Consider the following 22,087-nt stretch of genomic DNA (forward strand, 5'->3'; position numbering starts at 1 on the left):
GCTTCGTCTCCTGCCGCCAGACTGACGCTACGCTAACGCACAGTAGGGGCTGACGGTCACGAGAACCGGCGAAAGAACCGCATCGACCTCGCGTTCGGTTATCGCGTCCACCGCTGCAGATACTCCCGGTGCGCCGCGGAGAGCCGCACCAGCTTCTGTTCGTCGATGCTGAACGCGGCCAACTGGGTTTCGGCGATCACCGCCGGCTTCGAATCCGGTGCGGCGCTCACCGACCGCACCTCGTAGCCGATGGTGAAGTCCACCGCCCGCAGCCGCGGCACCCACATGGTGACCTGAAGCGGCGAGTCCACCAGCCGCAGTTGGCCCTTGTAGGCGACCCGGACCTCGGCGATCAGCAGGCCCACTTCGGTGATGTCGACCGCGAAGGCCGGCGACAGGAACGGCACCCGGGCCTCTTCGAGGATGGTGACCATGGTGGCGTGGTTGACGTGCTGGTACATGTCGATGTCCGACCAGCGGACCGGAACCGAGGCAACGAAGCCGCCCGTACCGGATTGGCTCACGACGCCGCCCCCCTACCGCTGGCCCGGGTCATGCTGCGGATCTGCCGCGCCGCGACCGACAGCGTGGCCAGATCCCGCTGACCCGACTCATAGATCTGGGCCAGAGTTCGCCGTGCCCGGCCCACCCGTGATCCGTTGATCGATTCCCACTCCGTGATTTTCTGCATCCCGTCCTCGTCCGGTTCCCCGACCGCCAGCACATCCAGGCACAGCGACCGCACCGAATTGTAGATGTCGTCGCGGATCGCCAACCGCGCCAACGCATGCCAACGGTCATCACGGGGCAGCTGGGCCACCGAGGTGAGCAGACCGTCGGCACCGAGCCGATCCATCAGCGCGAAGTAGGTGTCGGCGACCTCGGCGGCGTCACGGTCGGTGATGTCGGCGATGTCGATGATGTCGAGCAGGCTGTAGCGGTACAGGCCCATGGCGATTCCGACGGCGAGGTCATGGGAGACCCCTTGTGCGGTGAACTCGCCGATGTGCTTGGCCACAATGTCGGCGTCGTCGCCGCGCAGCCATTCCGACATCCGCGGCGTCAGCGCCACGACCTGCTCGGCGAACCGGTTGATCTCGGCGCCCACCGCCAGCGGCTGCGGTCGGTAGTTGAGCAGCCAGCGCCCGGCGCGGTCGATGAGCCGACGCAGGTCCAGCGTCATCCGGTCGGTCACTGCCACCGGTAACCCGTCCTGCTCACCGGCCGAGCGGATCCGGCGCCACAGCTCCCCCACCCCGAAAATCGCGTCGGTGGCGACATAGGCCCGCACCGCGTCGATCACGTCCACGCCCACGTCCTCGGTGATCCGGTAGGCGTAGGTGATGCCCGCGGTGTCCACCAGGTCGTTGATCAACATCGTGGTCACGATCTCGCGGCGCAGCTGATGCGAGCGGATCTCGGGAGCGAAACGCTGCTGCAGTGCCAGCGGGAAATACCGCGGCAACCGCGCGGCGAACACGTCCTGATCCGGCAGATCGGTGGCCAGCACAGCGGCTTTGAGTGCCAGTTTGACGTGGGCCATGAGCGTGGCCAGCTCCGGTGAAGCCAGGCCCAGCCCGGCCTCCGCGCGCCGGGCGACCTCCTTCTCCGACGGCAGCGCCTCCAGCTCACGGTTGAGGCCGCGGTCGACCACCAGGTGCCGGATCTGGTCGGCGTGCACCGGCAGCAGGCTCGCGGCGTTGGCCCTGCTGGTGCCCATCAGATCGTTCTGAGCGGTGTTGTCGGCCAGCACCAGTGCGCTGACCTCGTCGGTCATCGACGCCAGCAGCTCGGGCCGGTCGGCGGCATCGAGTTTGCCGACGGTGACCAGGGAGTCGATCAGAATCTTGATGTTGACCTCGTGGTCGGAGCAGTCGACGCCGGCGGAGTTGTCCAGGGCGTCGGTGTTGATCCGCCCGCCGGCCAGGTCGAACTCGACGCGGCCCAGCGGGGTGACGCCGAGGTTTCCGCCTTCACCGATCACCTTGGCGCGCACCTGGTTTCCGTTGACCCGCACCTGATCATTGGCGCGGTCACCCACGTCGCTGTCGGATTCGGACTCGGCTTTGATGTAAGTGCCGATACCGCCGTTGAACAGCAGGTCGACGGGCGCGCGCAGGATCGCCCGGATCAGCGCGGGCGGGGTCAGCTCGGCTACGTCCTCGTCGAGACCGAGCACCGCGCGGACCTGCCCGCTGATCGGCACCGACTTCAGCTCCCGTGGGTAGACACCACCGCCCGGGCTGATCAGCGTCTTGTCGTAGTCGTCCCAACTGGACCGGGGCAGGTCGAACATCCGCTGCCGTTCGGCGAAGGATCGCGCTGGATCCGGGTCGGGATCGAGGAAGATATGCCGGTGGTCGAACGCGGCCAGCAGCCGGATGTGCTCGCTGCACAGCATTCCGTTGCCGAACACGTCGCCGCTCATATCGCCGACGCCGACCACGGTGAAGTCCTGGGTCTGGGTGTCGATCCCCATTTCCCGGAAGTGCCGCTTGACCGACTCCCAGGCCCCCTTGGCGGTGATGCCCATCTCCTTGTGGTCGTAGCCGACCGACCCCCCGGATGCGAAGGCGTCGCCCAGCCAGTAGCCGTAGGACTTGGCGACGTCGTTGGCGATGTCGGAGAAGCTGGCGGTGCCCTTGTCGGCGGCCACCACCAGATAGGCGTCGTCGCCGTCGCGGCGCACCACCTGGGGCGGCGCGCTGACCGCACCGCTGGCGTGGTCGACGTTGTCGGTCACGTCGAGCATGCCGGAGATCAGCAGCGTGTAGCAGGCAATCCCTTCCGCGCGGGCCGCTTCGCGGTCGGCCGCCGGGTCGGCGGTGGGTATCGGCGGGCACTTGACCACGAAACCGCCCTTGGCGCCGACCGGGACGATGACGGCGTTCTTGACCTCTTGGGCCTTGACCAGTCCGAGAATCTCGGTGCGGTAGTCCTCGCGGCGGTCCGACCAGCGCAGTCCCCCGCGCGATACGAACCCGAACCGCAGGTGCACCCCCTCGACGCGGGGTGAGTAGACGAAGATCTCGAACTTGGGGCGCGGCAGCGGCAACTCGTCGATCAGGCCCGCATCCAGCTTGAAGGCCAGCACGTCACGCGCGCGGGCCGAATCAGCCCGAGTGACAAAGTAGTTGGTGCGCAGGGTCGCTTGAATCAGGGAGGCGAACGCGCGCAGCACCCGGTCGGTGTCCAGGCTCACCACCGCGTCAATGCCGGCTGCCACGTCGGCGGCCGCTGCTTGCGCGTCGCGGTTGCGGTTTGCCCTGGACGGGTCGAACAGGGCCTCGAACAACGCCATCAACGCCCGCACGATGCCCGGATATTCGTTGAGAATCGACGCGATGTGGTCCTGACTGTAGGGAAACCGCGCCTGACGCAGGTACTGGGCGTAGCCGCGCAGCACCGCCACCTGCTGCCAGGTCAGCCCGGCCCGCAGCACCAACTCGTTGAACCGGTCGACTTCGACGCGGCCCTCCCAGATCGCGGTGACTCCGTCGGCGAAACGCTGTTGGGCCTCGGCGCGCTCGGCACCCGTCGCCGGGATCTCGATGGTCGGGTGTGGCGACACCCTGAACTTGTAGATCCACACCGTCAACCCGTCGGCGCGGGTGACGGTGAACGGCCGCTCCTCGAGCACCGACACGCCCATGCACTGCAGCATCGGCAACAGTCGGCTCAGTGAGGCACCGTGACCGCCGAGAAACCAGGTCAACTGGCTTCCTTCGGCCTCGCCGTAGTCGGAGAACACCAATTGAACCGAGCCGCTGGTGAGTCGTTCGATGATCCCGATGTCCTCGACCGCCTCGGTCGGCGTGACGGCCTGCTTATAGATCTCGGTGAAAGCGACCGCATAGTGTTCGGCCAGGTCGGTGTCGATGGAGCCCGCGGCCGCCGCCTCGAGCAGCCGGTCCCCCCAAGTGCGGGTGGCCTCGGTCAGCAGCGCCTGGATCCGGACCCGGTTCGCCTCGCCGGTGTCGACGGCACGGGCGTCCGGTTCGTCGGAGAGCCGGACCATGAAATGCAGCAATGCCCAGGGCGCTTCGCTGACGCGGGCGCTGTACTCCAGCCTGACGCCCTCGAACTCGCGGAGCAGGATGTCCTCCATCTGCAACCGCACCGGGGTGGTGTAGCGATCCCGCGGTAGGTACACCAGGCACGACACGAAGCGCCCGGTCCGGTCACCGCGCAGAAACAACAGCGTCCCGCGCCGCGATCCCAGGTCGGACACCGCCATCACCATGTTGAGCAGCTGCTCCGCGCTGATCGCGAAAAGCTCTGAGCGCGGGACGGTCTGGATGATGTCGAGCAGCAGCTGACCCGGATGGCCAGACTCCTTCTCCGCCAAGGCCAGCGCCTGGCGGACGGTGCGCGAGATCACCGGGATCTCGAAGACGTCGGCGTTCATGGCGCCGGCGGTGAACAGCCCGACGAAGCGGTGCGCGATGATACTGTCGCCGGTGTCCTCCCTGATCACCACGACGTAGGTGCGCGAGCTGAACCGCATGTAGCTGGGCACGGTGGCCTGCGCCAGGGTCAACAGATTGTCACCGGTAAGCCTGGGCCGCAATGACTTACGCAGTCGTAGCACTCCGAACCGGTCCGCGTCCTCGATCAGTACCTGCCCGTCCCGCACCACCCCGCGCTGATAGCCCAGCAGCACGAAGCGCCCGTCGGCCAGCCAATGCAGCAACGCAGCGACGTCGCCGCGGTCCGGCGCGGCGAAATGGCCTTTCGCGTCGGACTCGATCTCATCGGCGAGTTCGGTGAGCGCGTTGTGCATCGCTTTGGAATCGGTGGCGACCTGGCGGACATCGGCCATCACATCGGGCAGCAGCCGTGCCGTCTCGGTCAGGGTGTTGCGGTTGACCGCCGGTGAGAGCTGGACGTGGATCCAGGTCTCGACATCGCCCGAGCCGTCCGCGGACAGCGGCTCGACGCTGCCCAGTTCCCCGGCCGCATCGCGGTGCACGGTGAACACCGGAGTCATGATCCCGACGTAGGCCACCCCCAGGCGGTGCAGCAGCACGGCCACCGAGTCCATCAGCATGCCGGCGTGCTCGGTGACCACCTGCAGCGCCGGCCCGAATCCGCACGTGTCGTCGGCGGCGTACACCGCGACCCGGGTCTCGCCGGCCAGCCGGCGTTGCGCCAGCCGGGCATGCGCGGCCAGCAGGGCCGGGGTCACGACGGCGGTGGCGGCGGCGCGGCTGGCCGGATCGCTGTCGGGCGCTTCGTCACTGACCAAGGCATCGCCGTGCGGGCCGCGGTAGGTCTCGATGTAGGCGGCCGACACCCAGGGGGGGATCCCCTGCGGCTCAAGGGGTTCGGGAAAGGTTGTCCACGAGGTCGTTTTCTTGGTGGACTCCGTCATCCCCACCCCTCCTGACTAAGTGTCAGTTCCGGCAGCACTGCTACCGGGACAACCCTAGTCCCGGGTGAGTCTGCGGTGGGTCACTCTGTGCGGACGCGCCGCGTCGGCACCGAGCCGTTCCACCTTGTTCTCCTCGTAGGCACCGAAGTTGCCCTCGAACCAGAACCATTTGGCCTCTTCGTCGGCGTCGCCCTCCCACGCCAGGATGTGGGTGCAGGTGCGGTCGAGGAACCAGCGGTCGTGCGAGATGACCACCGCGCAGCCCGGGAAGTTCACCAGTGCGTTCTCCAGCGAGCTCAGGGTTTCGACGTCGAGGTCGTTGGTCGGCTCGTCGAGCAGGATCAGGTTGCCGCCCTCTTTGAGGGTCAGGGCCAGGTTCAACCGGTTGCGTTCCCCACCGGAGAGCACCCCGGCCGGTTTCTGCTGGTCGGGGCCTTTGAAGCCGAACGCCGACACGTAGGCCCGCGACGGGATCTCGTTCTGCCCGACCTGGATGTGGTCCAGCCCGTCGGAGACCACTTCCCAGACCGTCTTCTTCGGGTCGATTCCCGCGCGGGACTGGTCGACGTAACTCAACTTGACGGTCTCGCCGACCTTGACCGTTCCGCTGTCGGGTGCCTCCAGGCCGACGATGGTCTTGAACAGCGTGGTCTTCCCGACGCCGTTGGGACCGATCACGCCGACGATGCCGTTGCGGGGCAGCGTGAACGACAGGTCCTTGATCAGCAGCCGACCGGCGAAGCCCTTGTCGAGGTGTTCGACCTCCACCACCTGGTTGCCCAGTCGCGGCCCGGTCGGGATCTGGATCTCCTCGAAGTCGAGCTTGCGGGTCTTCTCGGCCTCGGCCGCCATCTCCTCGTAGCGCTGCAGCCGAGCCTTGTTCTTGGCCTGACGGGCCTTGGCGCCCGAACGCACCCAGGCCAGTTCCTCCTGCAGCCGCTTCTGCAGCTTGGCGTCCTTGCGGCCCTGCACGGCGATTCGCTCGGCCTTCTTCTCCAGGTAGGTGGAGTAGTTGCCTTCGTAGGGGTAGGCCCGGCCGCGGTCGAGCTCCAGGATCCACTGCGCCACGTTGTCCAGGAAGTACCGGTCGTGGGTGACCGCCAGGATCGCGCCCGGGTAGCTGGCCAGGTGACCTTCCAGCCACTGCACGCTCTCGGCGTCGAGGTGGTTGGTGGGCTCGTCGAGCAGCAACAGGTCCGGTTTGCTCAGCAGCAGCTTGCACAGCGCGACGCGCCGGCGCTCACCCCCGGAGAGGTTGGTGACCGGCTCGTCGGGCGGCGGACACCGCAGCGCGTCCATCGCCTGCTCCAGCTGGGAGTCGATGTCCCACGCGTTGGCGTGGTCGAGTTCCTCCTGCAGCCGGCCCATCTCCTCCATGAGCTCGTCGGAGTAGTCGGTGGCCATCAGTTCGGCGACCTCGTTGAACCGGTCCAGCTTGACCTTGATGTCGCCGAGGCCCTCTTCGACGTTGCCCCGAACGGTCTTCTCCTCGTTCAGCGGCGGCTCCTGCTGCAGGATGCCGACGCTGGCTCCCGGGGCCAGGAACGCGTCCCCGTTGTTGGGGATGTCCAGACCAGCCATGATCCGCAAGACGCTCGACTTGCCGGCGCCGTTGGGACCGACCACACCGATCTTGGCGCCCGGCAGAAAACTCAACGTGACGTCGTCGAGAATGACTTTGTCGCCGTGCGCCTTGCGGACCTTCCTCATCGTGTAGATGAACTCAGCCATGCCGCGGTGTCGCCTCCTGGTCTCGCGAAATTTGCTCGCCGACCATCCTAGGGGGTGACTCGAGGCGCCTGTCGGCTGCGCTCAGGCGGTCAGCGCCATCCCGTCGTCGGCATCGGAGTCACCCTCGCCGGAATCGGCATCGCCGGGCCCCTCGGCGAGCGCGTCGGCGGCCTGTGCGGGCGGCGCGATCGGCTCCGGGCCGGCCGATACGAGCTTGGTGACCGGCGCGATGCAGCGGGTCAGGTCGGGGCCCACAGCGGTGGCGCGCATCTCGATCGACGAGCGCCGGACACCGTCGCGCCCCTCATAGTCGCGGCTGTGGATCTGGCCCACCACGACCACCGGGGAACCCTTGCGCAGCGACGCACATACCCCGGTGACCAGCTTGCCCCAGCAGCTCACGCTGACGAACAGCGAAGTGCCCTGCTCCCAGTTGCCGTCGGAGCCCCGGCGGCGGGAATTGCTGGCGACCCGGAAGTTCACCACCTCCTGCTGCCCGACCGCGCGGCGGATCGGGTCGTTGACGATGTTGCCGACCACAGTCAGATTCGTCTCGAACATTGCACGCTTCCTTCCAGATTGCGGCGGGACTGACGATCCCGCCGGTGTTGCACCCATTGGGCCCGCCGGGTCCGACACAAGACCGGGCCGGGCGTCGTGCGCAACGGCGACTGGGGAAGAACTGCGAACTGGGGATAACTCCGGGATGGGCTAGAGCCGTGGCTTGCCGACGCTCACCGGCTCATTCCAGTTCGAGAAGGTCAGCTGCACGGCATCGTCGGAGCCGGAGGCCAGCTTGAGCGCGACCAGCTGGTGCTCGCCGGTCTCCTGGATCCAGAGGGTGCATGAGGTCCGTTTGCCGGTATGCAGCTGCGGCACGATCTTCTTCGCCACGTCGGCCGCGACCTCACCGCTGATCCGGACGGTATGCACGTCCTCGATCGTCTCGCGCCCCCCGACCTCGGGATCGACCACGGCGGTGAGCATGTCCGCGAGGCCGGTGTCGGGGCTCAGGATCGTCGCGGCATCGTAGAAGTTCGCGGCGGGTCCATAGTCGATCCATCGGCGACGATCCTGCGACACGTAGAAGTCGCCGCCGAACACGACGAACCTGACGTAGGCCGGAGCGCCCCGGTACGCGATCTTGGCGTAGCCCTTGGCGGCCGGGTCCGGCTGCCGGGTCACGTCACCGTCGAGCGCGACGACGGGCATGTTCTCGATGCTGCCGGTCACCGACAGCGACAGGTGGACACTGCCGAGTTCGGCGGTGGCCGCGCTGGACTCCTTCAGAATGGCCGCGGCGTCCGGCAGGGGCTCGTTGGGCTTCTTGGACGACGTGGGTGACGGCGACGCGGCGGACGAGGACACCGGCGAGTTCTGTGCGCTCGTCGAAGGGGCCCCCGGAGCCGTGGATGACGGCGGAGCAGCTGATGACGACGGAGCCGGCGGGGTGGATGTGCAACCGGCGACCAGGGCAGCGGCGGCGCTGACAACGGTCAGAACGGCTGGGAGCCTGCGCATGCCCGCCATGGTAGATGCACCCCTCTCGACAGAGCAGGCCCGTCTGGGTCGACGAGAAGTACACGGGCGGTTGGTATACGTTTGCTTGCGGTGGATACCAAAGGCCGGTCCGGCAGCGGTGAACACACGAGCCGCAGAACATGGGCGCGCGAGGACATCCGGGTCTCTGATCCTGCGGCAATGCAGCGATCGATCGCGGGCACCGCTGTCGGCAACTTCATGGAGTGGTACGACTTCGGCATCTACGGCTTCCTGGCCACCACGATCGCGCAGGTGTTCTACCCCAGCGACAGTTCCAGCGCGGTGGGTCTGATCGCCACGTTCGGCACGCTGGCGGCGGCGTTCGCCGTGCGGCCGTTCGGCGGGATCGTCTTCGGCGCGCTTGGCGACCGGATCGGCCGCAAGCGGGTCTTGATCATGACCGTCACGCTGATGGCGGTGGGCACCACGGTGACCGGGCTGCTGCCGTCGTACGAGAAGATCGGGGTCTGGGCTCCGATCCTGCTGATCATCACCAAGATCATGCAGGGCTTCTCCACCGGCGGCGAGTATGTCGGCGCCATGACCTACGTCAGCGAGCACGCCCCGGACCGCACCCGCGGGGCGCTGACCGGGTTTCTGCCGCTGGGCACGCTGGGCGGCTACATAACCGGTGCCGCGGTGGTGACCCTGCTCAAATCCCAACTGCCGGTCTCCGACATGCTGCACTGGGGCTGGCGAGTCCCGTTCCTGCTGGGCGTCCCGCTGGCCATCGTCACGCTGTACATGCGGTTGCGCATCGATGAATCACCGGCCTTCAAACACCTGGAAGAGCTGGAACAGCTCAGCGCGAACGACGACACCGCGCACAGCAACGGGTGGCGGCAGTTCCAGCAGACCATCGTGCGACAGCGCCGGGGACTGTGGATCTGCATAGGGCTGGTACTGGCCGAAAACGTCACCAACTACATGCTCACCGGATACCTGCCGACGTACTTCAAGCAGGTCGGCGGCATCAGCGGTAGTCGCGGTCTGACGATGATCGTGGTGGCACTGCTGATGATGCTGATCGCGGTGATGCCCCTGGCCAGGTTGTCCGACCGGATCGGCCGCAAACCACTGCTGTGGGCGGGCAGCGCCTTGTTGATCTTCGGATCTATTCCGGCGTTCCTGCTGATCCGCCACGGTGGAAGCTACCCGCTGCGACTGCTCGGCGTGCTGCTCATCGGAGCGATGCTGCTGTGCTTCAACAGCACCACGCCGTCGACGCTGCCCGCGCTGTTTCCCACCAGGGTGCGCCTTTTCACGGTGGCGATCGGATTCAACATCTCGGTCTCGCTGTTCGGCGGCACCACTCCGCTGGTGGCCGAGGCCCTGGTGTCGGGCACCGGCAACGTGATGGTGCCGGCGTACATCCTGATGGGCGCGGGCATCGTGGGTGCGATCACGGTGTGGTTCACCCCGGAGGTGGCCGGCAAGCGGCTCCCGGGATCGGGGCCGTCGGTGGCAACCGAGCAGGAGGCCCAGGCGATCGCCGAGGCCGGGCAACGCGAATGGCCTCAACCCTGAACCGACGCGGAAACGGTCCTGTGCAGGGCGCCGAAGTGATGTTGACGCCGCTTACTTGGGCTCCTATGCTGACGTAAGCACTGTTAACATGCGGCGCCGCTACCGGACTGGTTGCGGGCTCACCAGCGCCTGCCCGTGCGCATCCCGAGGAGAACGATGACCAGCCCCGATCCAGCAGCACGCCGCACATTCGACCTGGTGCTCTTCGGCGCCACCGGCTTCACCGGCGGTTTGACCGCCGACTACCTGGCGGCGAATCTCCCCGGCGATGCCCGTTGGGCCCTGGCCGGGCGAAGCCGGGCCAAACTCGAGGCGGTGCGAGAGCGGCTCGCGCTCATCAACCCCGCCGCGGCCGACCTGGAGCTGCTCCTGGCCGATACCGCCGAGCCGGATTCGCTGCACCAGATAGCCGAGTCCGCGCGGGTGGTGGCCACCACCGTGGGCCCGTATCTGGAGCACGGTGAACCGCTGGTCGCGGCCTGCGCTGCCGCGGGCACCGACTACCTCGACCTCACCGGCGAGCCGGAATTCATCGACCGGATGTATCTGAACCACCACGCCACCGCAGTGCGGACCGGCGCCCGGCTGGTGCACGCCTGCGGCTTCGACTCCATCCCGCATGACCTCGGCGCCCTGTTCACCGTCAAGCAGTTGCCCGATGCCGTGCCGGTGACCATCCGCGGCGTCATGCGCGGCAACATGATGATCTCGGGCGGGACCTTCCATTCCGGACTGGAACAGATGTCGCGCCTACCGCGGATGCAGCAGGCCGCGGCGGCGCGCAAGAAAGCCGAGCCGCAGTCCGACGGCCGTCGCGCACGTGCTCGCGCGGGTGTTCCGCGCCGTGATGGTGCCCTGGGTGTGTGGCTGCTGCCGCTGCCGACCGTCGACCCCCAGATCGTGCGGAGGTCCGCGGCGGCCCGCGCCGACTACGGCCCCGACTTCACCTACTCCCACTACGTGGGGCTCCAGAAGCTGCGCACGCTGGCCGGTGCCATCGCAGGGTTCGGCGCGTTCGTCACTGCCGTGCAGGTGCCGCCGCTGCGTCGCCTGATCGGTCGGCGGCTCCCGCAAGGCGAGGGTCCGTCGGAGGAGCGGCGGGCCAGTTCGTGGTTCACCGTCGACTTCATCGGCACCGGCGGTGGGAAGCAGGTCCACACCCAGGTCCGCGGCGGCGATCCCGGCTACGGCGAAACCGCGAAAATGCTTGCAGAGTCCGCCATGTGCCTGGCGTTCGACGACAACCCGCCCACCTCCGGCCAGGTCACCACGGCCACCGCGATGGGCGAGAACCTGCTGCGGCGACTCAGCGACGCCGGCATCTCGTTCAGTGTCATCGAGGAGAAGATGTAGCCATGCCCATGCCACGTTGGCTCGCCCGCGCCAACCGCCGATTCAGTAATCGCCTGGTCCTGCTGTGGGCCGGGTGGGTGCCCGGGATGGCGGTCCTGCAGCATCAGGGCCGCAAGTCCGGTCGCGACTACCGGACCCCGCTCAACGTCTTCCCCGTCGACGGCGGATTCCTCTTCCTGGCCGGCTACGGACCCCAGACCGACTGGCTGCTGAACATCAAGGCGCGCGGCAGCGCCCGCATTCAGCACTACGGCAAGACGGTGCAGATCGCCAACCCCCGCCTGGCCACCAAACGCGAGGCCGCCCAGCTGATTCCGCGACGATGGCGGCCGGTGTACACCATCTTTCCGTTCCCCTACAACCAAGCCGTGGTCGTCACGGCCGCGCAGTCATGACCGAGCCGTTCGTGCCCCCCGACTCCGCCGAGGCGCTCGCGGGGTTGAGCATGCCGCTCGCCGATGCCATGCGCACTCAGCGGGCCATCCGCAGGCTGCACTTCGAACCGGTGGACTTCGACGTACTGCGCGAGGTACTTGCGCTCGCGCTCAAAGCTCCCACCAGTTCCAACAGCCAGGACTGGGCATTCGTCGCCGTCACCGACCCAGAGCAGAAGCGGCGGCTGGTACGCGGCTACCAACGGATGTTCAAGCTGTTCGGGGGGTTCGCCCGGCGCGCCGCCACCGATGAGCCGATGCGCCGGCAGTTGAAGGTGGCCGAGTGGCAGACCGAGCACCTCCACGAAATGCCGACCCTGGTCGTGGCCTGCTATCGCCGCAGCCTCAAGCACCGGCCGGTCGGCTGGCCGCTGATCAGGGTCACCTCGTTCTACGGCTCGGTCTATCCCGCGGTGCAGAACCTGCTTCTGGCGTGCCGGGCCGTGGGCCTGGGCGCGTCGCTGCAGACGCTGCCGGTGTCGCTGGTGCCCCGGGTGCGACAGGTACTGGGTCTGCCCCGCACCATGGTGCCGGTGTGCATCATCCCGATCGGCTGGGCGCGCGGCCGCTACGGGCCGACCCAGCGGCCCCCGATCGAAGAGGTGTTGCACCTCGACCGGTACGGCAACCAGCCGTTCCGCTCAGCCCACGCCGACGAGCTCGGCGGAGATCGCCCATAATCCGTCGATGAGCTTGGGGTCGTGGGCCTGCCGGTTCTCCCGGCCCCGGGCTCGGTGGCGGTCGAAGTAGACGCCGTTGATCTCGGGGTCGGCGCCGCGGCGGGCCAGTTCGACCAGGGGCGCGGCTCCCTGGGCAGGGGTGATGGCCGCGAAGTGGCGCAGCGGGGTGCGGTAGAGCAGCCCGACGAAGAACGAGTCCCGGCCGAAACTCGAGGCGACCGGACCGGGATGCACTGCGGCCGAAATGATCCCGTCGTCGGCCCAGCGCTTGGCGATACCGCGGGTGAACAGGATGTTCATCAGCTTGCTCGATCCGTAGGCCCGCGCCTGCAAGGCGCGGCGCCGCCGGTAGTCCAGGTCGTCCAAGTCGATGTGCCCAAACCGATTGCCGATGCTCGAGGTGTTCAGCACCAGTGCGCCTTTCGCGGCGGCCAGCCGGTCATGCAGGAGGTTGGTGAGCAGGAACGGTGCGAGGTGGTTGATCTGAAAGTTGGGTTCGTGACCGTCGGCGGTAGGCGGATGCGGCGCGAAGATTCCGCCCGCATTGTTCATCAGGATGTCGATCGTGCCGACCTGCTCGCGGATCTGTTGCGCAAGGGAGCGCACCTCGTCGAGGCGGGCGAAATCCGCCGTCAACGGGGTGGCGCCGGTGTCGGCGGCAACCGGTGCGAGTTTCTGGGCCGAGCGGCCGACGACCACGAGGTTGACATCGGGTCCGGCCAGGGCCCGCGCAGCCACGGCGCCGATGCCGTCGCTGGCGCCGGTGATCACGATGGTTCGGGGTGCAGTCATGGGGCGGGTCTCCTCCGCTTCGAAGCCGTCGAGCGCTGATGTTAGCGCCGCTTACTCGCGTGTGCTGCTAACATTAGGAGTTCATGTAAGCGGCGTCAACACGGGGCAGTCACAGATGTCAGCGTCGACCAAGACGTACCACCACGGCGATCTACCGGGGTCGCTGCTGCGCGCCGCGATGGAGCTGCTGGAGGAGAACGGCGCGACGGAGTTGTCGCTGCGCGCCGCGGCCCGGCGCGCGGGCGTGTCCACCGCAGCGCCGTACCGTCATTTCGCCGACCGCAACGCCCTGCTGTCGGCGGTCGCCGCGGTGGGCTATCGCGAATTGGCCGCCGACCTGGTCGCGGCGCATCCGAAACCGAAGACGGCTGACGACCTGGCCGCGATCGCCGTCGCCTACGTCCAGTTCGCGCTGAGGCGGCCGGGGCTCTTCCGGGTGATGTTCACCGAGCAGTGTGATCCGAACAGCGCCGAGCGGGTGGCCGCGGTCACGGCGATCCAAGAGTATCTCAATTCCATTGTGCAGCAGGTGTTCCCGTCGGCGGATCCGGACGCGATGGCCACCGCGGTGTGGGGATTGGTCCACGGCCTGGCGTTCCTGCACCTCGACGGCAAGCTCGACACCTCCTCCGCGCAGGCGGTTGCCGGCCGGGTGCGCGCAGCCGTGCGCGCAGCGGCCGGCCGGAGCACCTAGGGGTCAGCGCTGCTGCGCGCGATCGCGGCGGGCCATCTCGGCCAGCATCGCGTTGTAGGCGTCCAGGGCGGCGTCGTCGTCGCGCTCGGCGGCGCGGTCGAGTCGCCTCGCGAGGCGATCATCGCTGCGTTGCCACTGCAGCAACAACGCGATCATCACCATCAGCAGCGGCAATTCGCCTGCTGCCCAAGTGATGCCGCCACCCAGATGCTGGTCTCCGGCCAAGTCGGTGTGCCAGTCCAAGCCCAGGGCGCCGTAGAACCACTCCCCCAGAACCTTGTGCATGCCCATCAGGAACACCCCGAAGAAGCCGTGCAGCGGCAGCGAGGCGAACACCACCGCCAGCTTCGCCAGCGGCGAGATGGGCCTCGGGGTGGGATCCACCCCGATCACCACCCAGTAGAAGAGATAACCGCTGAGCAGGAAGTGCACATTCATCGCCAGATGCCCGGCGTGGCTGCCGACGATCGAGTCGAAAAGGCTGCTGAAGTACAGCCCGTAGAAGCCGACGACGAAGATCACCGCCGCGATGATCGGGTTGGTGAGGAACCGCGAGACCCGGCTGTGCAGCGCGGCCAAGAGCCATTCCCGCATCCCGGGCGGTTCACCGCGGCCGGCGACCGGCAGCGCCCGCAAGGCCAGCGTGGTCGGCCCGCCCAGCACCAGCAGGATCGGCACCAGCATCGACAGCAGCATGTGCACGACCATGTGCATGCTGAACATCGCCGGCATGTAGCGGCCGGTGCCCGAGGAGGTGGCGAACAGCAGGATCAGGCAGCCCAGCAGCCAGGCCGTCGTGCGACCCGCCGGCCAAGCGTCGCCGCGGCGATGCAGCCGCAGCACACCGGCCAGGTACACGCCCGCCAGCACCAGCGCGGCGGTGCCGAAGACCACGTCGAAACGCCAGTCGAACAGGATCCGTGCCACCGTCGGCGGGCCGGCGAAGTCATAGCCGATCTTGACCATCGGGACCGACGGGTTGAGCACCGGCGGCGGGGGCGGCGGGGTGCGGCCCAGCCCGACCGCGACACCGAAGGTGATGGCGAATACCACGGCCTCGATCAGGGCCAGCCGGATCAGGGGGGCGCGCTTGTTCGGGTCTGCCTGCAGGGCCGCCACCCCGCGGCGACGCTGCGCCCAGCCGAGTGCGCCCAGCACACACAGCGCGACAAACTTGACCACCGCCAGCCGGCCGTACTCGCTGGTCAACAGCTCGGACGGAGCAAGTCGCACCAACGCGTTGAGTACCCCGGACAGCCCCATCGCCACAAAGCACCACAGCGCCACGGTGGAGAATCGCCGCGCCGCCAGATCGGCGTGTTCTCCGCCGCGCAGCGCGTGCACCAGCAGCGCCAGCAGGCCACCGGCCCACAGACCGGCCGCCACCAGGTGGATCAGCAGGCTGTTGGTGGCCAGGTCGTGCGATCCGCCGGCCGCCGAGTGCCCGGTCAACCCCAACGGGATCAGGGTCAGCAGCGAACCCGCCAACAGCACCGGTGTCCAGGACCAGCGCAGCACCGGCAGGCTGACCAGGGTCAGGACCGCGGCCAGCAGCGCGGTCCACCGCCAGGCCGATGCGGTGTCGACCAGCCCGGCCAGGGACCAGGCCGTCGCCGGATCGAGGAACTCCGACAGCGGGTGGCCGGAGACATCGGAGATGGTCAGCGGAACCAGCAGCGCGGCGCATACCGCCCACGTTCCCGACGCCGCCGTGCCCAATCGCAGTGCGCGGTAGCCGGCGACATCCAGGACGCCGCTCTGCTGGGGCGGCACCAGAAAGGCGGCGAGCAGAAACGAACCCACGGCCAGCACCGCGGCGATCTCGCCGGCCGCCCGCACAAAGGGCAGCCCCAGCGTGGTCACCGGACCCGGATCCGGCAGGCCGGTCGCGGTCAGGGCATCGGCCAACGACAGCGCGGCGATCCCGGCAGCGGTACACCCGGCAAGGATCGCCACCCCGGCCAGCACCGGCACAACTGTCGCCGAGCGAGCGCGGGTCGCTGGAGTCGCCGTCATGGCCACCAGCGTATGGTGCGCGCCCCCGACATCCCATATCGAGGCGCGGTGGCGCTACCTGCCCAACCCCCGCCAATGCCGGCGCGCCTCGGTCTCCCTGGCGGCGAAGGCCTCCCGGGCGATGCGGGCGATGTGATCGGAGTCCCGCAGGATCTGCCGCAGTTCGCGCCGGAACGCTTTGCGGCGTTGCGTCAGATCCGGCGTGGTCTCCAGCAGGCCCTGGTCGGCGACCACCTGGCAGGCGGTCGCGAACAGCAGGGTGGACACCGACTCGCTGCTGCGGACCCGGCCCTGCGCCACGTACTGGCGGCCGACTCCCAACGCCAACTGGGTCAGTTCCTTCTCGCCGATATTGTCCGGCGCGTCGCAGAGCACGTCGGCGATGATCGCGTAGGACTCGAAGAACACCCGCAGCATGACGTCGGAGGTCACCGGCCGCTTCTCCGACAGAATCCCGTCGATCTCGGCGCCGCCCGCGGCGACCCGGGTCTCCCAATCGGAGAACCAGGACATCTCCTCGGCGATGTTGTCGCGGAAGGCGGCCGAGTCGGCGAAGTAGAAGTCGAACTTGAGCAGATCCCGCAGCCGCATCGCCTGGGTCCAGAACGCGTCCAGCCGGTCGCCTTCGCCACGGCCGGAGTGGGCCAGCGCCAGCTCCACGATCGAGGTCTCCAGGAACGCGTGGATCACCGAGTTGCGGTAGAAGGACGCGGCGTGCTCGTCCTCGGGAGCGATCCGCCACACCGACTCGCGCCCGCCGTCGACGCGGGTGACGGGATGCCCGTTGGACAGTGCGTCCACCGCCGCGCGCACCCCGTCCCGGCTGCGCAGCCGAAGCGCGCTGGTGGAGATCGGGGTCTGCTTGCGTTCCAGGTAATCCAGACCTGCTTGCAGCGAATGGTGGATCTGCTCGAGCGTCAGCGCCAGCCCGTGCGTGGTCAGCAGCAGCGCGGACACCAGGCCGGTTGCGCTGATCGGCGTGACGCGCTGAATCCGCCAGGCCACCTCGATGGCCATCTTCTGCATGGCCAGGCGTTTGGCGTCCGGATCGGTCGCCGTCGGACCGTCGGGGGAACCGAGGTACTGGCGCATCGACACCGCCTCGGGGAAACGCACGTAGATCTTTCCGTAATTGCGTTCGCCCTGCGCCTTGATGAACCGGTACAGCCAGCCGATGCCCTCCGGGGTCTTCTCCCCACCGCGGGCGTAGGCGGCATACTCGGCAGTCTCATGCAGCTGGTCGAAACTGATCGAAACACCTTGCAAAAGAACGTCTTCGGTGCGGTCATCCAGGTAGGCGTCGGCAACGTAGGTCATCAGCCCGAGCTTGGGCGGCAGCATCTTGCCGGTGCGCGACCGGGTGCCCTCGATTGACCAGCTCAGGTTGAACCGCTTCTCCATCACATAGCCGACGTACTCCTTGAGCACGTACTTGTAGAGCGGGTTGTTGCCGATGCTGCGCCGAATGAAGATCACACCGGAGCGCCGCAGCAACGGTCCCATCAACCCGAAAGACAGGTTGATCCCCGCGAATACGTGCACCGGTGGCAGCCGGTTCTCCTGCATCGCCACCGGCATGACCGCGCCGTCGATGTAGGACCGGTGGGAGAACAGCAGCACCGCGGGATGGTTTTCCAGCGCGGTGCGCAGCGCGGCGACCTGATATTCGTCGTAGTCGATCTCGGGATCGAAGCCGCGGCTGAGCATCCTGGTCAGTACGCCCACCAGGTCGACAGAGACCCGGCTCCAGCCGGTGGACAGCTCGTCGAGCATCTTGCCGGCCTCTTCGAGCGTGGCACCCGGAATGGCCTTCAGTCCGTCGCGAAACCGGGTGGACGCCAGGATCTCCGGCTTCACCAGCCGCGGTGACTTGTACTGCGGACCCAGAATCCGGTACTCGGCGCGTTCCAGCGCCAGCACCGCCCGGCGGGTGACGAAGTTCGCGAAGTCCCGCGGATTGTCGCCGACGGTGTTCTCGCTCCACTGCCGGCGCAACTCGGCCACGCTGGCCGGCTCGCCGACCACCACCCGGGCCAGCGCCGACTCGGTGCGCATGATCTGCCGCTGCTGGCGTTCACTGGGCCGGTAGGGATTCCAGCCGGGCAGCAACGCGACCACCCGCTTCAACGCGGAGGCCTCGGCACGCGGCATCCAGAACACCCGCACCGGCAGGATCGACCGCTTCTCGTCACGTTCGAGCTGCCCGACCAGCCGAGCCATCGCCGCGGGCGGCCGGTCGGACCGGTCGAGCTCCAGCAGTTCGATGCGGCCGCCGGGCCGGGCGTCGCGGTAGCGTTCCAGCCACTCATGAACGAGGTCGGCCTCCACCGGCGACGACACGTAGGCCAGCACCAGCGTGTCGTCGGTCGTGGTGGACCCAGCGGGGTCGGTGGCCGGTGATGTCGTCACTGTCGCCCCTTCGGAGCCGGCGGCTTTTTGGCCGGAGCCTTCTTGGCGGCAGTCTTCTTGGCGGGCGACTTCTTGGCCGCAGCCTTCTTCGCCGGCGCCTTCTTCGCCGGCTTGGCCGGCTTGCGCGGCCACTCCGGCAACTCGTCGACCGGCCAGTCGGCCAGCGTGTCCAGGTACAGCTGACGCACCTCCGCGATCCGCTCCGGCAGCGTCTCGACCGTCCAATCGTCGACCGAGATCGGCGGGAACACCGCGACGTCGACGGTGCCGGGGTTGGCGCTCACCGAGTCCCGCGCGGCGACCACCTCGGCGTTGCGGATCACGATCGGCACTATCGGGATCCCGGCCGCCATCGCGATCCGGAAGGGGCCTTTCTTGAACGGCCCCACCCCGGTGGTGTCGACCCGGGTGCCCTCGGGCGCGATCACCACCGACAGGCCGCGCTTGGCGCGTTCCTCCACCTGGTGCAGTGATTCCACCGCGGACGCGGCGTCGTCCCGGTCGATGAACACCATGTCGGTCAACTTTCCCAGCGGGCCGGCGATCGGGTCGCGCTCCAACTCCCGTTTGCCGACGCTGATCCAGTTGTCCCGCACCAGCGACGCGGTGATGACCGGGTCGACCTGGTTGCGGTGGTTGAAGATGAATACCGCCGGCCTGGCCGCGGTGAGGTTTTCCTTGCCGATCACGTTGAGCCGCACACCGTTCAGGCCCAGCAGCAGCTGCGGGAAGTTCGCGGTGAAGAAGTTGACACCCCGGCGGCGGCTGCCGCTCAACAGCCCCAACCCGATCGCCCCGGCACCCACCGGGACCATCGAGGAAATTCCGGCCAGGTTCCGCAGCTGGCCGACAACGCTGCTGCCGCGGCTGCTGAACCGCAGGATCGGCCAGCCGCGCTTACGGGCGACCGAGGCCATCTTGCCCTCGGGGTTGGTCGGCCTGGGGTTGCCGACCAGATGCATCAACGCGACGTCCTCGTCCCCGTCGGCGTAGAAGTAACTGTCCTGCAGGTCGATGTCATGTTCAGCGGCGAACTTCTGTACCGCGGCCGCCTTGCCGGGCCCCCACAGGATCGGTTCGACCACCTCGCCGGTGAGCACACCGTCCTGATCCGTCACGAACACGTTGGTGAGCGTGTTGGTGATGCCCAGAAAACGGGCCACCGGTTCCACTTGGATGGTCAGCGCCGAGGAACTCAGCACCACGGTGTGCCCACACGCCTGGTGCGCCCGCACCAGTTCCCGCATCTCCGGGTAGATGCGCCCGGCGATCTTCTGGACGAACAGCCGCTCACCGATCTCATCGAGGTCACTGATCGAGCGGCCGCGCAAGGCCGACGACGCCGTGGCGATGAGCTCTTCGAACTCGATGCGGCCGAGTTGGTGGTTGAGCCCGGCCTGGATCATGCCGAACAACTCCCCCAACCCCATGTCGCGTCGCCGGAATCGTTCCCGGGTGAGGATGACGGCGGTGAAACCCGCCACCAAGGTGCCGTCGAGATCGAAGAACGCGCCGATCTTGGGTCCGGGCGGGCTGGAGGCGATCTCGGCCACCGAGCCGGGCAACCGCATGTTCCGCGCCGGCGGTGACTTCCGGTCGTCGGTCATGATTGAGCACCCGGATCGAACGATGCCGGCACACAGTGCGGCGCCGGATCGCCGGCCAGCGCCAACACCTCGTCGAATCCCTGCACCAGGCAGGCGGCGAACAGTTTCTCGTCGCGGACGGCGGCTCGGTCATAGCGCACCGTGATGGTGCACTCGCCACCACGCGAGAGCAGCACCACCATCATCGCCACACCCGGCAGCGGACCGATTCCGTAGTGTCGCAGCACTTTCGCCCCGGCAATGTAGGTCTCACCGGGGTAGAACGCGATGTTGCTGGCCTGCACATCGGCCCCGACCACCGACTCGGTCATCTTCTCCAGCACCGGAGTCGGGAACACGCTCAGCAGCGGCGCGAGGGACCCGATGACGTCCATCGCCGGCTCGTCGCGCCGCTGGGTCATCTGGGCCCGGATCCGCTTCATCCGCTCCACCGGGTCGGCGACCCCGACCGGGGCGGCCAGGTTCACCCCGGTGAACCGGTTGCCCCCGGCAGGGTCGGCTTCGGCTCGCAGGTTCACCGGGATCGCCATCGGCAAAGTGGCGATCGGCACACCCAGCGCCCGGTGGTAACGCCCCAGCGCACCGGAGAGCGCGGCCAGGTAGGCGTCGTTGATCGATCCGCCGCCGGCCTTGGCGGCCCGGTGCAGATCCGACAGCCGGATGTCGAGCGCTTCGGTGCGGCTGGTCAGGCTGCGCCGCCGCAGCAGCGGCGAGGGTTCGGCCGCCTGGCTCATCACCCGGGCACCCGAGCGGGCGTAGGTGATGGCGCCGGTCACCGCCGACAACGGGTCACGCACCGTGCGGGTTGCCATCGAAAACACTCCCAACAGCGCGTCGCGGGTACCCCCGAGCACCGCTGCGGGAAGGTGGTTGATGCCGTCGCGCATCAGGTCGCCTGCCGTCAGGTCCTGCGGCACGGGTTGCGGCGGCATCGCGCGGGCGGGCGGGTCGCGTTCCAGGTCGTAGATCTGACCGAACATCTCGGCGCTGCCGACACCGTCGGTGACGGCGTGACTCAGGTGCAGCAACGTGGCGGCACGCCCGTCAGCCAGCCCCTCCACCAGCGTCGCGGCCCACAGCGGCCGCTGGATGTCCAGCGGCGACTGCAGGCTCACCTCGGCCAGGTCGAGCACCTCGCGCAATCCGCCGGGTGCGGGAACCCGAACCCTCCGGACGTGAAAGTCGAGGTTGAAGTCGGGGTCCACCACCCAGCGCGGCGCCGCCGTGGGCAGCGTGGGCACCACCACCTTCTGACGCAACCGCAGCACTCGTCGGGAGACGTTCTCGAACAGGCTCCGGAAGCGATCCCAGTCCGGGGTGGTGTCGAGCAACTCCAGACCCATGATCCCCGAACGGGTCCGCGGATTGGCCTCGCCGCGGTGCAGCAGATAGTCGACAGCGCCCAGTTCGGTGGGCAGGCCCGCGGCGTCGACGAGGTCACCCACGTGCAGCTCCCAACTCGGATTTACCGCCTTGGCCTACCCGGCGTACCGACGCTGACACCACCACGCACCCCTTCAGATTCGCACCCGTCACGAGCACCATTCAACGCTAATTGTTGGCCCGCGGCGACGGGTGTCGATTGTGCAGATCCGGCTTCCGGCCGGCGAAACGAATTGCCGTGTTGGCAGGTTGAATTGGAATCGGCGGTTCAGCGAGGCTCGACGAAGGAGAGGCGAAGCTGGAAGCGCCGCATGAACCCGGCTGCTGCCCCGTTGCTCGGCCGACGCCGATCCGCCGCCACCAGCGGATAAACTGGGTCTGCATCGCCTCCGTAGCTCAGGTGGATAGAGCACATGACTTCTAATCTTGTGGTCGCAGGTTCGAGTCCTGCCGGGGGCACGTCAGCTGTGTATTACGTCGGGTGATGCTTGACGTTTCGGCTTCGGGTGATGCTTGACAGTGTTTCGGCTGATGCTTGTCAGTTG

General features: G+C 67.9%; 15 protein-coding genes and 1 tRNA gene. 6 read left to right on the forward strand and 10 right to left on the reverse strand.

All coding sequences use genetic code 11. The annotated features are described in order from the left end of the window. Nucleotides 1-98: 98 nt before the first annotated feature. The 5 genes from AWC16_RS08445 to AWC16_RS08465 form a co-directional block, all read right to left on the reverse strand. Nucleotides 99-524: an acyl-CoA thioesterase gene (locus tag AWC16_RS08445; protein WP_085264304.1), complete on the reverse strand. Its 426-nt coding sequence runs from the start codon at nt 522-524 to the stop codon at nt 99-101. Continuing rightward, nucleotides 521-5,374: an NAD-glutamate dehydrogenase gene (locus tag AWC16_RS08450; protein ID WP_085264305.1), complete on the reverse strand. Its 4,854-nt coding sequence runs from the start codon at nt 5,372-5,374 to the stop codon at nt 521-523. The genes AWC16_RS08445 and AWC16_RS08450 overlap by 4 nt, the downstream gene beginning before the upstream one ends. Before the next feature lie 54 nt (nt 5,375-5,428). After that, nucleotides 5,429-7,105, reverse strand: a complete 1,677-nt coding sequence (ettA, locus tag AWC16_RS08455; protein WP_085264306.1) for an energy-dependent translational throttle protein EttA — start codon at nt 7,103-7,105, stop codon at nt 5,429-5,431. 81 nt (nt 7,106-7,186) lie between these two features. Then, on the reverse strand, nt 7,187-7,666 hold the full coding sequence (ssb, locus tag AWC16_RS08460) for a single-stranded DNA-binding protein (RefSeq protein ID WP_085264307.1): 480 nt from the start codon (nt 7,664-7,666) through the stop codon (nt 7,187-7,189). Between the two features lie 150 nt (nt 7,667-7,816). Then, on the reverse strand, nt 7,817-8,473 hold the full coding sequence (locus AWC16_RS08465; RefSeq protein ID WP_207572285.1) for an LppX_LprAFG lipoprotein: 657 nt from the start codon (nt 8,471-8,473) through the stop codon (nt 7,817-7,819). A gap of 333 nt (nt 8,474-8,806) precedes the next feature. Between AWC16_RS08465 and AWC16_RS08470 the strand changes: the two genes are divergently transcribed. The 4 genes from AWC16_RS08470 to AWC16_RS08485 all read left to right on the forward strand — a co-directional run bounded on the left by AWC16_RS08470 (nt 8,807) and on the right by AWC16_RS08485 (nt 12,641). Beyond that, a complete protein-coding gene (locus AWC16_RS08470; protein WP_085264308.1) occupies nt 8,807-10,174 on the forward strand; it encodes an MFS transporter in 1,368 nt (455 codons plus the stop codon). A 156-nt stretch (nt 10,175-10,330) separates the two neighbouring features. After that, nucleotides 10,331-11,527 (forward strand): saccharopine dehydrogenase family protein, encoded by a 1,197-nt coding sequence (locus AWC16_RS08475; RefSeq protein ID WP_085264309.1) that lies wholly within the window; start codon nt 10,331-10,333, stop codon nt 11,525-11,527. Nucleotides 11,528-11,529: 2 nt separating this feature from the next. Continuing rightward, nucleotides 11,530-11,922: a nitroreductase family deazaflavin-dependent oxidoreductase gene (locus AWC16_RS08480; RefSeq protein WP_085264310.1), complete on the forward strand. Its 393-nt coding sequence runs from the start codon at nt 11,530-11,532 to the stop codon at nt 11,920-11,922. Beyond that, the gene (locus tag AWC16_RS08485) at nt 11,919-12,641 is read left to right on the forward strand and encodes a nitroreductase family protein (protein WP_085264311.1); all 723 of its coding nucleotides are present in this window, start codon (nt 11,919-11,921) and stop codon (nt 12,639-12,641) included. The genes AWC16_RS08480 and AWC16_RS08485 overlap by 4 nt, the downstream gene beginning before the upstream one ends. On the opposite strand, the gene AWC16_RS08490 is transcribed toward AWC16_RS08485, so the two are convergent. Then, nucleotides 12,603-13,433 carry an SDR family NAD(P)-dependent oxidoreductase gene (locus tag AWC16_RS08490; RefSeq protein ID WP_085264312.1) on the reverse strand — a complete coding sequence of 277 codons (831 nt, stop codon included), beginning with the start codon at nt 13,431-13,433 and terminating at the stop codon, nt 12,603-12,605. The two genes, AWC16_RS08485 and AWC16_RS08490, sit on opposite strands and share 39 nt — an antisense overlap. A 115-nt stretch (nt 13,434-13,548) precedes the next feature. On the opposite strand from AWC16_RS08490, the gene AWC16_RS08495 reads away from it, so the two are divergent. Continuing rightward, the gene (locus tag AWC16_RS08495) at nt 13,549-14,127 is read left to right on the forward strand and encodes a TetR/AcrR family transcriptional regulator (RefSeq protein ID WP_085264313.1); all 579 of its coding nucleotides are present in this window, start codon (nt 13,549-13,551) and stop codon (nt 14,125-14,127) included. Between the two features lie 3 nt (nt 14,128-14,130). On the opposite strand, the gene AWC16_RS08500 is transcribed toward AWC16_RS08495, so the two are convergent. From AWC16_RS08500 to AWC16_RS08515, 4 genes are read right to left on the reverse strand one after another with little or no spacing between them, the layout of a single operon-like run. Then, nucleotides 14,131-16,143, reverse strand: a complete 2,013-nt coding sequence (locus AWC16_RS08500; protein WP_085264314.1) for a bifunctional copper resistance protein CopD/cytochrome c oxidase assembly protein — start codon at nt 16,141-16,143, stop codon at nt 14,131-14,133. 54 nt (nt 16,144-16,197) lie between these two features. Continuing rightward, nucleotides 16,198-18,552, reverse strand: a complete 2,355-nt coding sequence (locus AWC16_RS08505; protein WP_085264315.1) for a glycerol-3-phosphate 1-O-acyltransferase — start codon at nt 18,550-18,552, stop codon at nt 16,198-16,200. After that, a complete protein-coding gene (locus AWC16_RS08510; RefSeq protein ID WP_085264316.1) occupies nt 18,549-20,159 on the reverse strand; it encodes an HAD-IB family hydrolase/lysophospholipid acyltransferase family protein in 1,611 nt (536 codons plus the stop codon). Before AWC16_RS08510 ends, AWC16_RS08505 begins: the two co-directional genes overlap by 4 nt. Continuing rightward, a complete protein-coding gene (locus AWC16_RS08515) occupies nt 20,156-21,604 on the reverse strand; it encodes a wax ester/triacylglycerol synthase family O-acyltransferase (protein ID WP_109561334.1) in 1,449 nt (482 codons plus the stop codon). The genes AWC16_RS08510 and AWC16_RS08515 overlap by 4 nt, the downstream gene beginning before the upstream one ends. A 323-nt stretch (nt 21,605-21,927) precedes the next feature. Between AWC16_RS08515 and AWC16_RS08520 the strand changes: the two genes are divergently transcribed. Then, nucleotides 21,928-22,001 (forward strand) — tRNA-Arg (locus AWC16_RS08520). The last annotated feature ends 86 nt before the right edge of the window (nt 22,002-22,087 follow it).

Source organism: Mycolicibacter longobardus (assembly GCF_002102265.1).
Taxonomy (GTDB): domain Bacteria; phylum Actinomycetota; class Actinomycetes; order Mycobacteriales; family Mycobacteriaceae; genus Mycobacterium; species Mycobacterium longobardum.

Excerpts from the sequence above, each read along its gene's own strand:
- AWC16_RS08495 (WP_085264313.1), top strand. The coding sequence starts at position 13,549 with ATGTCAGCGTCGACCAAGACGTACCACCACGGCGATCTACCGGGGTCG.
- AWC16_RS08480 (WP_085264310.1), top strand. The coding sequence starts at position 11,530 with ATGCCCATGCCACGTTGGCTCGCCCGCGCCAACCGCCGATTCAGTAAT.
- AWC16_RS08450 (WP_085264305.1), bottom strand. The coding sequence starts at position 5,374 with ATGACGGAGTCCACCAAGAAAACGACCTCGTGGACAACCTTTCCCGAA.
- AWC16_RS08470 (WP_085264308.1), top strand. The coding sequence starts at position 8,807 with ATGCAGCGATCGATCGCGGGCACCGCTGTCGGCAACTTCATGGAGTGG.
- AWC16_RS08500 (WP_085264314.1), bottom strand. The coding sequence starts at position 16,143 with ATGACGGCGACTCCAGCGACCCGCGCTCGCTCGGCGACAGTTGTGCCG.
- AWC16_RS08510 (WP_085264316.1), bottom strand. The coding sequence starts at position 20,159 with ATGACCGACGACCGGAAGTCACCGCCGGCGCGGAACATGCGGTTGCCC.
- AWC16_RS08475 (WP_085264309.1), top strand. The coding sequence starts at position 10,331 with ATGACCAGCCCCGATCCAGCAGCACGCCGCACATTCGACCTGGTGCTC.
- AWC16_RS08490 (WP_085264312.1), bottom strand. The coding sequence starts at position 13,433 with ATGACTGCACCCCGAACCATCGTGATCACCGGCGCCAGCGACGGCATC.
- AWC16_RS08485 (WP_085264311.1), top strand. The coding sequence starts at position 11,919 with ATGACCGAGCCGTTCGTGCCCCCCGACTCCGCCGAGGCGCTCGCGGGG.
- ssb (WP_085264307.1), bottom strand. The coding sequence starts at position 7,666 with ATGTTCGAGACGAATCTGACTGTGGTCGGCAACATCGTCAACGACCCG.
- ettA (WP_085264306.1), bottom strand. The coding sequence starts at position 7,105 with ATGGCTGAGTTCATCTACACGATGAGGAAGGTCCGCAAGGCGCACGGC.